The organism is Pedobacter steynii (assembly GCF_900103665.1).
Taxonomy (GTDB): Bacteria; Bacteroidota; Bacteroidia; order Sphingobacteriales; family Sphingobacteriaceae; genus Pedobacter; species Pedobacter steynii.
Genome location: NZ_FNGY01000009.1, coordinates 224,613 through 237,058, shown reverse-complemented (window position 1 = coordinate 237,058; position 12,446 = coordinate 224,613). Strand labels below are relative to the sequence as shown.

Genomic DNA, 12,446 nt, shown 5'->3' with positions numbered 1-12,446 from the left:
TTGATGAGCAGTCCACTTATTCGTAGGTGGACTGCTCATCCTTTTTTTTTATGCAAGAAAACAGATCTTCTAAAGAATTAATGCTAAAAAAGATAAGGAAAGCCCTTTTAGAAAAGCGCGACAATCCCTATCCAAATCTGGAAGATACCCCGCTATATCCAAAAAGCGATGAAATGCCAGAAATTATGTTCGCAGAAGAGCTTACTGCCGTTTCCGGTAATTTCATTTATTGCGAAAATGGAATGGAATTCATTGAAAACATATTACAACTGGCAGAAAAATTCAACTGGAGAAAAATCTATTGCTGGGAGCCAGAATTACAACGACTCTTATCTGAATACGAATTCCCTTTTTATCAGACGGACAAAGACTTTGAACTTGCAGAAGTAGGAATCACGCTTTGTGAAGCATTGATTGCCCGGAATGGCTCCATAATGGTTTCTAACGAAAATGCAGCCGGAAGAAGACTCAGTATCTTCCCACACCATCACATTGTAATTGCAAGAACAGGACAACTCGTCCTCGATCTAAAGGATGCTTTTAAACTCATCAAAAACAAATACGGAGATCAACTCCCTTCCATGATCAGCACGATCACAGGACCCAGCAGAACAGCTGATATTGAAAAAACACTGGTACTCGGAGCACACGGACCTAAAGAATTATTTGTATTTTTAATCGACGATTTCTCTTAATCGTTTTATTTTTCAATTAATTAATCCTAATTTTATACTGTACACCAAATCAGTATACGGTTCAAAATGGGCGAAAAAAGAAACATACATTCAGTTATTATAGGTACTGGCAGTTATATTCCAGAAAATATCATCTCAGGTGACGCCTTTTTAAACTCAACATTTTACGACAATGGAGTAGTCCTTGACAAGGACATTCATGAAATTATCAATAAATTTTCAGAGATCACAGAGATCAAAGAAAGACGGTATATTGATGATCACTCAACCAGCAGCGACATGGCAGTTATTGCAGCACAACGCGCGGTTGATCATGCAGGAATAGACAAAGAAAGCCTTGATCACATCATATTCTGCCACAATTTTGGGGATGTCAAACTCGGTAGCAATAGGATGGATATCCTGCCTTCTCTCGCGGCCAAAGTAAAACAAATGCTTCAGATTCAGAATCCGGACTGCGTTGCGTACGATCTTATATTTGGATGCCCGGGCTGGGTACAAGGCGCTATTCAGGCCAATTATCTGATTCAAAGTGGGGATGCATCAAGGGTCATGGTCATTGGAGCAGAAACCCTTTCAAGAATCACAGACCCTCACGACAGGGACACGATGATCTTTTCAGATGGTGCTGCTGCAGTAATTTTTGAAGCTCAGACCTCAGAAAAGGACTTAGGAATCATTGCCCACAAAACGCAAACTTATGCAATTAATTTTGGATCATTGCTGACGATGGGGAAGAGCAATAACCCTGCGGAAACCAATGGCAATATGTATCTGAAAATGAATGGACGTAAGCTCTATGAATTTGCGGTTACAAATGTCCCTCAGGTGGTTAAAAAAGCGATTGATAAAGCAGAAATAGATATAAAAGACATCAAAATCGTCTTCATTCACCAGGCAAATGGAAAAATGGACCATGCCATCATGAAGCGTCTTTTCAAACTATACGATATAGACGCTGTTCCTGATAACCTGGTGCCGATGTCTATTTGCTGGCTCGGAAACAGCTCTGTTGCAACCGTACCAACCTTACTTGACCTGGTTTGGAAAGGAAATGTAAACGGGTATCAGATTAATAAAGGAGATTATGCTGTATTTGCATCAGTGGGGGCGGGAATGCACATCAATGCTTTTGTTTACCGCTTTTAACTTAAATTATTTTCAGTAAAAAGATAGAAACGCGTTTGTTTTTCGTTAAATTTGATTAGCACACAAATCAAATCAATAACGCTATGAGAAAATTATTTCTGTTTTTAACTGCAATAGTATCGTTCAGTTCCTGCTCCAGATACTATGTAAGCACCTTAGAAAGTTCAAACACCATCAAAAATGAGGCTACAGGAGAGTTCAAGTTTGAGAACGATACACTTGCCATTACCTACAATTTTCATGGCGTGAATGCCCCAATCAGCATTGAACTTTACAACAAACTGAATGAACCCCTATATGTGAACTGGCAAAAGTCAGCATTGATAAAGGGAGACAGGGCAACCAGTTATTCAGGAAAACAAATTACGTTTAACGCTGAACTGTCTGGAAGCTCCCTTGGAGGTTTTGAGTTGATCAATGGCCTGGAGACGACTGATTATGACGCAAAAATTTCGGGTGCTGCAACTTTACCGGAAGAAATCAGTTTCATTCCTCCAAGATCCCGCATTACAAAGATCCCGTTAAAATTAGCTCAGATAGACTATAAAGCCATTTCCGACACCTTATATCAACGGTCTTACATTCCTCTTGCTGGTCAGCCAGGTGTATGGGGCAAAGAAGCGAGCTTTAATTCACAAAACAGCCCTCTGAATTTCAAAAGCTATTTAACCCTGTATACGCAAAAGGAAAATAAACAACAGAACTTCTCTTTACGTCAGGATTTTTATATTTCCAATTTAGTCAAAACAGGTGCAAATCCAAAAGTAATGACAGTTATGGAGCGTAAGCCTGGCAATATCTTCTATTATTCGGAAACAACCGGATATGGCAAAGCAATGAACGGCGTAGGAATCGGCGCTCTTGCTGCAGGCGCTGCAGCCGCAGATCTGAGCCTGAATAAAAATGAAAAAAAAGGGAACTAACTATTTTATACGATTCAATCCTGCTTTAGCCTGAGTCTCAATACTGCTTTCATACTCATGATTTTTCATTTGGATGGCTGTATTGAAACTCGCTTTAGCTTTGGAATAGTTTTTCTGCCGCTCATAAATCTTTCCCATGTGTAAAGCGGAGTTTGCTGCAAAATAATATTTCAACGTTTTGCCCGCATTTATGGCAAGCTGATAGTTGGATAACGCATGCTCATCTTTTCCTAATTCATCATTTATCCTGCCCAAACGATAGTAATACTCCGCCTTGTTCCGTCCTGCTGTATAATCGGATTCCTTCTTGTCTGACAAGACTTCCAGCCCTTTACTGTAATAGCCTCCATCGAATAAAAGACGCGCCTTTAACAGCGACACATCCGGCACAGGAGAATTGGCCTCGTTCAAAGCCTGCTTGTCTTTTTCCTGATAGGTATAGCCCGTAGTTTTCACTTTGGCTACGAACGCAGAATAAGCCCCTGTATCGCCTTTTAACAAGGAAGACCACGACAAGTACAGGTTCGCATCTTTAATGTAATTTACGCCCTTATTATGCTGTAAAAACCGGTTAAAATAAGTAGTTGCCGAGTAATCCAATTTATTAAGCATTGCTTTCCCCAGTAAAAGGTCCAGATAGGGGAAGGACTCATAATAACTTCCGGAAGGTCTGTTTAATAAAATCTGGATCGCTTCTGCGTTATGTCCGGTTTTTGTACAAACGGAGGCTTGCAGATATGCTTTTAGCAAACTGCTATCTGCAATTCTCCCGGTATATTTCATCGTTTTCTGGTAAGCACTGGGACTATGGGCAATGTCATTCAAAACAAACACATAATAAAAGATCACCTCTTCATAAAAAGGCTCGTAGGTCGACTTAGGAAGGTTTTCTGCCAGATTATCCAGCATATTCATCCCGGTTTGCAGATTGCCCTTAATTCCAAATGTAGCCAATGTACTTTTAAGCATTCCATCTGGCAAATTTCCCAGGAAAGCATTAATCACACCCAGTCCTTTAGAATTTAGATGGAACCCCGGGAATTTCTTTACGTTGTCCTGCAACAGGCCGTTTGCTTTTTTTATCTCTCTTGCGGCCGTAAAATACTCTCCGTAACGTCCCCTGATCAAGGCCCATTGCAAATTGATTTCAGCCTGTGCATACAAATAATACGGAGAGCTTTTATCATCTCCTTCAACCTGATCCAGGCGTTTTGACTTATTTTCCTTTAATTTATCAAAGTCAGTCTTACTTTCTGTAGTCAGCAGATGAAAATAATCGATGTAATTTTCCAGCAATGGAATAATCGAATTATCAGGGTTTACTTTCTTTTCATTTGCGATCAGCGCCTTTGCTGTAGTCAACTTTAACTCGAAAATATTCTGATAAGCCCTCAGGCAATTCGCATTGAAGTCAAAATTGGCAAAAAGTGAAAAGGGGCAGGTCAAAAAGAGCGCGAGAAAAACATATTTGGTATAAGAAAAATTTCTTTTAGGCATAGGGTATCCAATCGGTCTGATCAATGATTAAAAAAACATAACGCAAGTTACCTAAGTATGTTTTAAAGAATGAAAAAAACAGGCATAAAAAAAGGCCGGATAAAAATCCCGGCCTCTTTCTATATAAGCTCATTTTGTTATGCAGGAACAACTTCCAGTGTAAGGGCCTCATCCACAAGGATTCTTCCACAGTGCTCGCAAACAATGATTTTTTTACGTTGACGAATGTCAAGCTGACGTTGAGGTGGGATCTGGTTGAAACATCCAGAACATGAATCACGATCAATCGTTACAACTGCCAATCCGTTATTTGCATTTCCTCTTAATCTATTGTAAGCCGTTAAAAGCCTTTCTTCGATTAATGTTTCTGCTTTTTCAGATTTTTTAGCCAATGCCTGCTCTTCTTTTTCCGTTTCAGAAGTAATGGTTTGCAACTCTCCTCTTTTGATATCAAGATCTTTTCTTCTTGATTCTAAATCGGCAAGTGCTTTTTCATAAACCTCATTTTTAGTCACAATATCAAAACCAAACTCTCTGATTTTCTTCTCGCAAACCTGGATTTCAAGCGTTTGTATCTCCACCTCTTTAGTTAAGGCATCGTACTCACGGTTGTTTTTAACATCTTTTAACTGGGTCTCATATTTTTTGATCAAGTTCTGAGCTTCTTTGATCATATTTTTACGTGTTACAATGGCATCTTCAGTATCATCCAATTCGCCTTTGAATTTTTGTATACGTGTTTCCAGGCCAGCAACTTCGTCCTCTAAATCGGCTACTTCCATTGGTAATTCACCACGGATTTGACGTATTTTATCGATCTTAGTATGCAGGGTTTGTAATTCGTATAAAGCTTTTAGCTTTTGCTCTACAGTTTGTTCCATTAAATGAAATAATTTATGGGGTTTGTGTTATGCTCCGTTAAACGGATTGCAAAGTTAGGAAATTTTTCTTGAATAATATCTATCAACAAATCAGATGTAAATTGTTCACTTTCAAAGTGTCCGATATCTGCAATGACTAATTTTTCATCTGCATCAAAAAACTCATGGTATTTAAAATCTGCCGTAACAAAGGCATCGGCTCCCGCAGCAATTGCTTCTTTGAGTAAAAAGCTTCCAGATCCTCCACAAACAGCAACCTTCCGGATTTTTTTTGGCAGCAACCTGGTATGTCTGATCACCACCGCATCCATTCTGTCTTTCAACAGGTTAAGAAATGCACGCCCTTCTATTCCTTCTTCCAGCCAGCCAATCATTCCTGCACCCACAGTGTCCAGTTTATTTTCCAGGGGATAAATGTCGTAAGCCACCTCTTCATAAGGATGGTTTTCCAGTAAGGCCAGCAAAATTTTTCTTTCATCCTGAACTGTAAATATGGTTTCTATCCTGATTTCCTGCTCATGATGCCGCAATCCTCGTTCTCCTACATAAGGATCAGTATCTTCATTTCCATTAAAAGTACCCGTTCCGTTTGCGTTAAAACTGCACTCACTATAATTTCCAATACTACCGGCTCCCGCAGCAAACAACGCATTTCTAAGCTCCTCCGCCTGGGCAACAGGACAAAAAGTAACCAGCTTCTTTAGTAAAGCGCGCTTTGGGCTAAGTATTTTTGCATTTTTAAGGCCCAATCTTTTTGCAATTACCCCATTAACTCCATGCTGTACATGATCCAGATTGGTATGAATCGCATACAACGCGATGTTATTTTTTATGGCTTTAAGCACGACCCGTTCTACATAGGTCTTTCCGGTAATCTTCTTCAGTCCTTTAAAGACGATCGGGTGATGTGTGATGATCAAATTGCAATTCTGTTCGATGGCCTCATCTACAATCGCCTCTGTGCAATCCAATGCAACCAGCGCAGCATGAACCTCCATTTCCGGCTCGCCGATCAGCAAACCTGAATTATCATAATCTTCCTGATAGTTCAGCGGAGCGAACGCTTCCAGATGTTTTATTAAAACGGATAACCTCATAAGTTGTAAATTTACGATTTGGACGACAGAAATTAAAATTATAATAAATCTGACCTGAATTCGCAAAAAAAGCCGGTACAAACATTTGCACCGGCTTTTCTATAAAAATATCTCTATTGAAGGTTTCCCATCTTTACCATTTGCAGGCTCTCAAAAACCATTCGCTGGTTGTACTCGAAAGCCAGGGTTTTGTGGTTGATCAAATCGATGATCGTTCCTATAAAACATAAACCTACGGTAAAGAAATACAAAACACCCATTCCAATTTGATTAACAAGGAAACGAGGCAATCCAGGAACAAAAAAACCTAGTATACAGTACAATACCATATCATCCGGATTTCTTCTTTTACTTCCATAAATCATTAAAAATCCCCTCAACTGTTGTTCACTAAATCCAGTAGTTGCAGTCTGCAAGTACGAATATTCCTGGGGTGTGATACCCGGCAATGACATAAATGGTGAATCAAACATATCTTTTCTCCTTATATTTTAATTTTCTGTTATTAATTATTATTCTGTTAACCAGTTCTATTATTCGATGACCAATGATCATCAGCGCCGGAATTCCGAACCAATGTTGTTCCAGGCTTTCCCTGATGTTTCCATGGAACAGTTGTGTGATTGCTCTTCCGATTCCGCATCCCGGACACCAGTCAAACCCCATATTTGCCAGTGGACAAAGCGTAAAGTGATGAATATGCCCATGTTTTACCGGCGCTGCAGCTGCCAGCAATACCAGGGCTGTGATCCAAAAGATCAATTCAACAGGTATACGGTTTAGCATTTTCATCTAATAGGCTTTGTTCTATCCTGAACCACCCCGGTTCCAATATCCTTTTTTATTTTAGATTGATTAATAGGTACTTTGTTACATTTATGCTCATCATAAATCTTACCTTTGCATAGTGAACATCCGCGACCTGATTAACAACTACAAAACAGATGAGCGCATTGTCGCATTAGCAAAAGCCCTTAACGCTGGCAAAGGTAATAAACTTCAGCTAAAAGGTTTAGTTGGTTCTGCTGATGCAACAATTGCCATAGCTACTTATTTCCTGTTACACAAACCTCAATTATTTATTCTCCCGGATCGGGAAGAGGCTTCCTATTTTATGGCCGATCTGGAAAGTATACTCGACAAAGAGGTCTTACTTTTCCCTTCTTCCTTCCGGAAAGCCTTTGAATTTACACAGGTAGACACGGCCAATGTTCTCGCAAGAGCAGAAGTCCTGAATGAACTGAATCACAATTCAGAATACGGAAAGATTGTGGTCACCTATCCGGAGGCCCTGGCAGAGAAGGTCATCAACAGGAGTGTCTTGGAAAAGAACACCCTGGAAATTGGTCTTAATGCAAAGCTCGGAATTGATTTCATCAATGAATTCCTGATCGATTACGCCTTTGAACGTACGGAATTTGTGTACGAACCCGGTCAGTTTTCTATCAGGGGCGGAATCGTCGATATTTTCTCTTTCTCCCATGACCTCCCATACCGGATAGAATTTTTTGGGGATATTGTAGAGAGTATCCGCACCTTCGAAATTGAAAGCCAGCTTTCTGTTGAAGATGTAAAAAACCTGACCATCATCCCTAATGTACAATCAAAATACCTGACAGAAAGCAATATCAACCTGTTGGATTATATCGAAAAGGATACCCAGCTTTGGTTTAAAGATGTAGAATCCAGTTTCGACATCGTCAAAGCCGGCTATAAAAAGGCCCTGGAACTTTGGAGGGCACTTCCGGCAAAAGAAAAACAGGAAAACCAGGATTGGATAGACCCAAAATTTGCCTTTACAGATGAAAAAATGCTGGCAGATATGGTGCATGACTTTGTACTTGTAGAATTTGGAAAACAGTTTTTCTACAAAACGGATCATGTCTTTTCTTTTGAAACCAAGCCTCAGCCCTCATTTAACAAAGATTTTAACCTGCTCATTCACAACTTAAAAGAAAATGAGAAACAGGGCATCCACAATTACATTTTCAGTTCCTCAGCAAAACAAACCGAGCGATTGTATGCCATTCTCGAGGATATCGATAAAACAGCAAAATTTACTCCGGTCAACATCCCGCTGAGAGAAGGTTTTCTGGATGCACAACAACAGGTGGCTTTTTATACGGATCATCAGATTTTCGACCGTTTTTATAAGTACAAACTGAAAAGGGGGTACCAGCGAAGCCAGGCGATTACTTTAAAGGAACTAAGAGACCTCAAGCCTGGAGATTTTGTAACCCATATTGATCATGGAATCGGAAAATATGCCGGTCTGGAAAAGGTAGAAGTGAATGGCAAAACTCAGGAAATGATCCGTCTTGTTTATGCAGATAACGACCTTTTATACGTAAATATTAACTCTCTGAACCGCATCGCAAAGTATAGCGGAAAGGAGGGAACCCCACCAAAAATGAATAAACTGGGGACTGAAGCCTGGGACAAGCTGAAGAAAACTACTAAAAAAAAAGTTAAAGACATCGCCCGGGACCTGATTAAGCTTTATGCTTTACGGAAAACCCAGGTAGGAACCGCATTTGATCCTGATGGCTATCTGGAAACAGAGCTCGAAGCCTCTTTCATTTATGAAGACACCCCGGATCAGGAAAAAGCAACCATGGATGTCAAAAGAGACATGGAGGCCCCTCATCCGATGGACAGGCTCGTTTGTGGAGACGTTGGCTTCGGAAAAACAGAGATTGCCATCAGGGCCGCATTTAAAGCGGTTGCGAATGGAAAGCAAGCGGCGATTCTCGTGCCAACCACGATTCTTGCCTTACAGCACTTTAAAACTTTTTCAGCACGTTTAAAAGAGTTTCCCTGCAATGTCGATTATATCAACAGATTTAAGACCAATAAACAGATCAAAGATACGCTTGCCTTACTTGCTGAAGGGAAGGTTGACATCATTATTGGCACACATCGCCTCCTGAGTAAAGATGTTAAATTCAAGGACCTGGGAATCATGATCATTGATGAGGAACAAAAATTCGGCGTCACCTCTAAAGAGAAACTGAGGGTATTGAGGGCAAATGTGGATACACTAACCTTAACAGCAACCCCGATTCCGAGAACTTTACACTTCTCGCTGATGGGCGCAAGGGATCTTTCCATCATGAGTACACCGCCGCCAAACAGACAGGCTGTAAATACCGAACTTCATGTATTTAATGATAAACTGATCCAGGAAGCGGTGCAATTTGAGCTGGACAGGGGCGGACAGGTCTTTTTTATCCATAACCGCGTAAATGATTTGCCTCAGCTGGGCGGATTAATACAAAGATTGGTTCCCAAAGCACGCATCGGCATCGCTCATGGACAACTTGACGGAGATGCGCTGGAAGATGTCATGCTGAACTTCATCAATGGGGAAAAAGATGTCCTTGTGGCTACCACGATTATTGAGGCAGGACTGGACATTCCAAATGCCAATACGATCATCATCAACCATGCCCACATGTTCGGTCTGAGCGATCTGCACCAAATGCGTGGCAGGGTAGGACGATCCAATAAAAAGGCTTTCTGTTATCTGCTAAGCCCTCCGCTATCCACCCTTACTTCTGAAGCCAGAAAAAGGTTGAGTGCGATAGAAGAGTTTTCAGACCTTGGGAGCGGCTTTAACATCGCGATGAGGGATTTAGACATCCGGGGGAGTGGGAACCTCTTAGGAGCCGAGCAAAGTGGCTTCATTGCCGAAATAGGTTTCGAGATGTATCATAAAATTCTGGACGAAGCCATTCAGGAGCTGAAAGAAGACGAATTCAAGGATTTGTTCAAAAATGAACCTACCCGGCCTTTTGTTACTTTCACTCAGGTAGACACCGATCTGGAACTTTTCATCCCCGATGATTACGTCACCAACATTACGGAAAGATATAATCTTTATACAGAACTGTCCAAGCTGGAAAATGAAACGCAATTGAAAGCCTTTGAAACTGCGTTAAAAGATCGTTTCGGACCAATTCCCAAGCCAGTAAAAACAATGCTCAATGTATTGCGCTTACAATGGGTAGCGAGAAAATTAGCTTTCGAAAAACTGAGCTTCAAGAAGGGGGTATTAAGGGGTTATTTTATTGCAGATAAGCAATCTGCATTTTTTGATTCTACGATGTTCAATCAAATTTTACACTTTGCACAAATGCACCCACGGATCTGCAACCTGAAAGAAGTAAAGAACTCTTTGCGCATTGCTTTTGAAAATCTGAATACCGTAGACGAAGCAGTAGAGATGTTGGGTATGGTGGCCAAAGTAAATAACTAACGATGATGAATCCTCAAATACTAAATGATCTGGTTACCATGCAAATGCCTTTTGGCAAGTATAAAGGCCGGATCATCTGTGACCTTCCCGAGTCCTATCTGATCTGGTTTCATAATAAGGGCTTTCCTCCTGGAAAGCTTGGAGAAATGCTCGCAACTTTATATGAAATCAAATTAAATGGCCTGGAATATTTACTACAGCCTTTAAAAAGAAAATAAAGACGGATTTTAGAAAAAATTATTCCAAATACGTATATTTATTTGCGGCACATATGCGGTTCATGAAGCATAAATCTTCAATTAAGCCTTATCTTTCTTCCTTCTAAACCTAAATTACAACGTCTATATTTAGTGTAGTATTGACCCGATATGTCTTCACACTGAGTCCACTTTAAGTCCACAGTGAGTCCACGATGAGTCCACGTTTTTACGCATAAACGTGGACTCACTATGGACTTAGCCTGTAGTTCATATGGATTGAGTTTAAGCGATGGTCAGATTCATCCCGGACCGGGGTTAACCTAAAGTTAAATCCGATAAAAAGACGGAGCTGTCTCGAAATGGGACAGCTCCGTCTTTTTATTTTGTTTTTTTCAATTTGAAAAGACTTCTTTTCTTTACCGGATGGTTATTTAATCAGGTTTCCGTAGAAGAAGGAAGCATTGTCCGTTGTGCTATACAATCCACCATAGGCTCCTCCTGAGGCTGGATTTGCCACCCAGTCCAGTTTAAATTTACTACTACTGAAGTAATTGGTTATTGGCGTAAGTGCCGGTCCTACCGTTGCCCCGTTCCCATCTGTGGTCAGATAAGTAAAGCTATACTCCCCGTTTGTATCTTTAGTGAAGCTGTAAGTCATTACGCTCAAAAGTGTTGAACCTGCTGCGTTGCGGTAGGTATACGTTAGGGACATCGTATTGTCAATATTCAATTTTAACGTCGCTTTATCTAAAATTCTTCCTCCCGGCATTGCCGCTCTCGCCGCGACCAACTTGTTATTAAAGTCCGAAGACAGGCCTGCTGTTACGGTAGCCACATTATATTCGATCTGAGAATAATCTTTTAAAGGACCAAACAAAGGAGCTAAAGGCAATACAGGAACAGTTGCATTCAGCACGTTACTCCGCTTTCCACCCACATTGACATAATACTGCTTGGCATCAGTATCCCAAAACAGGTCTTTTATCGTTGTCGTCCCATAAGTTAAGGGCACACTTAAAGAAATCCCGTTCAATGCAAAAGCGAAAGCTGCGCTCGATACCTTGCTTGCGCCCTTTTCATCAATATAGCTTAACGTCAGCTTTTTTGATGCTACATCCATGGTCACAGAAACTTTCATATCTACTCCGGAAACCAGGTAAGGGAATTTATTTACCGACAAAAAAGCGGTATTTGCATCCATCATCGTTTTAATTCCGCCAGCATTAAATGCTGTTGCTTCTGCAGCGGTAGCCTTCACCATAAACATTGGGTTAGCATTTACGATACCCGACATTTTAAGCGTATCACCAACTTTTTCAATAAAAGCGAATTCAAAATCAGAGGTCAGCCCTTTGCCATTGGTTCCTCCGTTTACACTGCCATTTGGATCTGAAGGCAGATGGATGTAGTTATAAGTATCAAACATCAGCGTTGGAAATTGTAATGCCTTTAAGCGGTAAGTACTTTCCTGAAATGTTACCGCTGTGGAAGCATTAAAATCCGAGAGCATTTTTACCTTTCCATCTGCATCAAATTTAATGTAAAAGGAAAAGCCTTTCCCTAACTTAGGATAGATGGTTGCTTTCCAACCGTTTTCTGCAGCGACAAGTTCTGCCTGATGCTCCGAAAGTGTAGCGGCCAGTCTGGTATCAGGGGCATCAAAAATCGGGTTTTCGTCCTTCTTACACCCGGAAATGAATCCCGCAGCCAATAGAACTATGTATAATAAGAATCTTTTCATATCTG

The 12,446-nt window shown here is 40.7% G+C and carries 11 protein-coding genes; 5 read left to right on the top strand and 6 right to left on the bottom strand.

All coding sequences use genetic code 11. From position 1 onward, the window contains the following. Window positions 1-50 precede the first annotated feature (50 nt). The 3 genes from BLQ87_RS23905 (at window position 51) to BLQ87_RS23895 (ending at window position 2,767) form a co-directional block, all read left to right on the top strand. Window positions 51-695, top strand: coding sequence for a LutC/YkgG family protein (locus BLQ87_RS23905; protein WP_074611446.1), 645 nt, complete (start codon window positions 51-53; stop codon window positions 693-695). 66 nt (window positions 696-761) lie between these two features. Next, window positions 762-1,844 carry a 3-oxoacyl-ACP synthase III family protein gene (locus BLQ87_RS23900; protein WP_074611445.1) on the top strand — a complete coding sequence of 361 codons (1,083 nt, stop codon included), beginning with the start codon at window positions 762-764 and terminating at the stop codon, window positions 1,842-1,844. An 83-nt stretch (window positions 1,845-1,927) separates the two neighbouring features. Beyond that, window positions 1,928-2,767 (top strand): hypothetical protein, encoded by an 840-nt coding sequence (locus tag BLQ87_RS23895; protein ID WP_074611444.1) that lies wholly within the window; start codon window positions 1,928-1,930, stop codon window positions 2,765-2,767. Here the strand turns inward: BLQ87_RS23895 and BLQ87_RS23890 are convergent, their stop codons facing one another. The 5 genes from BLQ87_RS23890 to BLQ87_RS23870 form a co-directional block, all read right to left on the bottom strand. Continuing rightward, window positions 2,768-4,264: a tetratricopeptide repeat protein gene (locus tag BLQ87_RS23890; protein WP_074611443.1), complete on the bottom strand. Its 1,497-nt coding sequence runs from the start codon at window positions 4,262-4,264 to the stop codon at window positions 2,768-2,770. 137 nt (window positions 4,265-4,401) lie between these two features. Continuing rightward, window positions 4,402-5,145 (bottom strand): zinc ribbon domain-containing protein, encoded by a 744-nt coding sequence (locus BLQ87_RS23885; protein WP_074611442.1) that lies wholly within the window; start codon window positions 5,143-5,145, stop codon window positions 4,402-4,404. After that, window positions 5,145-6,242 (bottom strand): Nif3-like dinuclear metal center hexameric protein, encoded by a 1,098-nt coding sequence (locus BLQ87_RS23880; protein ID WP_074611441.1) that lies wholly within the window; start codon window positions 6,240-6,242, stop codon window positions 5,145-5,147. The genes BLQ87_RS23885 and BLQ87_RS23880 overlap by 1 nt, the downstream gene beginning before the upstream one ends. A gap of 113 nt (window positions 6,243-6,355) precedes the next feature. Further along, entirely contained in the window at window positions 6,356-6,715 is a 360-nt protein-coding gene (locus tag BLQ87_RS23875; protein ID WP_083362030.1) for a TM2 domain-containing protein, read from the bottom strand. Then, window positions 6,708-7,034 (bottom strand): DUF2752 domain-containing protein, encoded by a 327-nt coding sequence (locus tag BLQ87_RS23870; protein WP_074611440.1) that lies wholly within the window; start codon window positions 7,032-7,034, stop codon window positions 6,708-6,710. Before BLQ87_RS23870 ends, BLQ87_RS23875 begins: the two co-directional genes overlap by 8 nt. 115 nt (window positions 7,035-7,149) lie before the next feature. Here BLQ87_RS23870 and mfd point away from each other — a divergent pair, with 115 nt between their 5' ends. Both mfd and BLQ87_RS23860 read left to right on the top strand, forming a co-directional pair. Further along, a complete protein-coding gene (mfd, locus tag BLQ87_RS23865) occupies window positions 7,150-10,500 on the top strand; it encodes a transcription-repair coupling factor (RefSeq protein ID WP_074611439.1) in 3,351 nt (1,116 codons plus the stop codon). 5 nt (window positions 10,501-10,505) lie between these two features. Further along, window positions 10,506-10,718 carry a DUF3820 family protein gene (locus tag BLQ87_RS23860; protein WP_172664956.1) on the top strand — a complete coding sequence of 71 codons (213 nt, stop codon included), beginning with the start codon at window positions 10,506-10,508 and terminating at the stop codon, window positions 10,716-10,718. 409 nt (window positions 10,719-11,127) lie between these two features. On the opposite strand, the gene BLQ87_RS23855 is transcribed toward BLQ87_RS23860, so the two are convergent. Continuing rightward, window positions 11,128-12,441 carry a DUF4302 domain-containing protein gene (locus tag BLQ87_RS23855; RefSeq protein WP_074611437.1) on the bottom strand — a complete coding sequence of 438 codons (1,314 nt, stop codon included), beginning with the start codon at window positions 12,439-12,441 and terminating at the stop codon, window positions 11,128-11,130. Window positions 12,442-12,446: the final 5 nt, after the last annotated feature.

Excerpts from the sequence above, each read along its gene's own strand:
- BLQ87_RS23905 (WP_074611446.1), top strand. The coding sequence starts at position 51 with ATGCAAGAAAACAGATCTTCTAAAGAATTAATGCTAAAAAAGATAAGG.
- BLQ87_RS23900 (WP_074611445.1), top strand. The coding sequence starts at position 762 with ATGGGCGAAAAAAGAAACATACATTCAGTTATTATAGGTACTGGCAGT.
- BLQ87_RS23895 (WP_074611444.1), top strand. The coding sequence starts at position 1,928 with ATGAGAAAATTATTTCTGTTTTTAACTGCAATAGTATCGTTCAGTTCC.
- BLQ87_RS23890 (WP_074611443.1), bottom strand. The coding sequence starts at position 4,264 with ATGCCTAAAAGAAATTTTTCTTATACCAAATATGTTTTTCTCGCGCTC.
- BLQ87_RS23885 (WP_074611442.1), bottom strand. The coding sequence starts at position 5,145 with ATGGAACAAACTGTAGAGCAAAAGCTAAAAGCTTTATACGAATTACAA.
- BLQ87_RS23880 (WP_074611441.1), bottom strand. The coding sequence starts at position 6,242 with ATGAGGTTATCCGTTTTAATAAAACATCTGGAAGCGTTCGCTCCGCTG.
- BLQ87_RS23875 (WP_083362030.1), bottom strand. The coding sequence starts at position 6,715 with ATGTTTGATTCACCATTTATGTCATTGCCGGGTATCACACCCCAGGAA.
- BLQ87_RS23870 (WP_074611440.1), bottom strand. The coding sequence starts at position 7,034 with ATGAAAATGCTAAACCGTATACCTGTTGAATTGATCTTTTGGATCACA.
- BLQ87_RS23860 (WP_172664956.1), top strand. The coding sequence starts at position 10,506 with ATGAATCCTCAAATACTAAATGATCTGGTTACCATGCAAATGCCTTTT.
- BLQ87_RS23855 (WP_074611437.1), bottom strand. The coding sequence starts at position 12,441 with ATGAAAAGATTCTTATTATACATAGTTCTATTGGCTGCGGGATTCATT.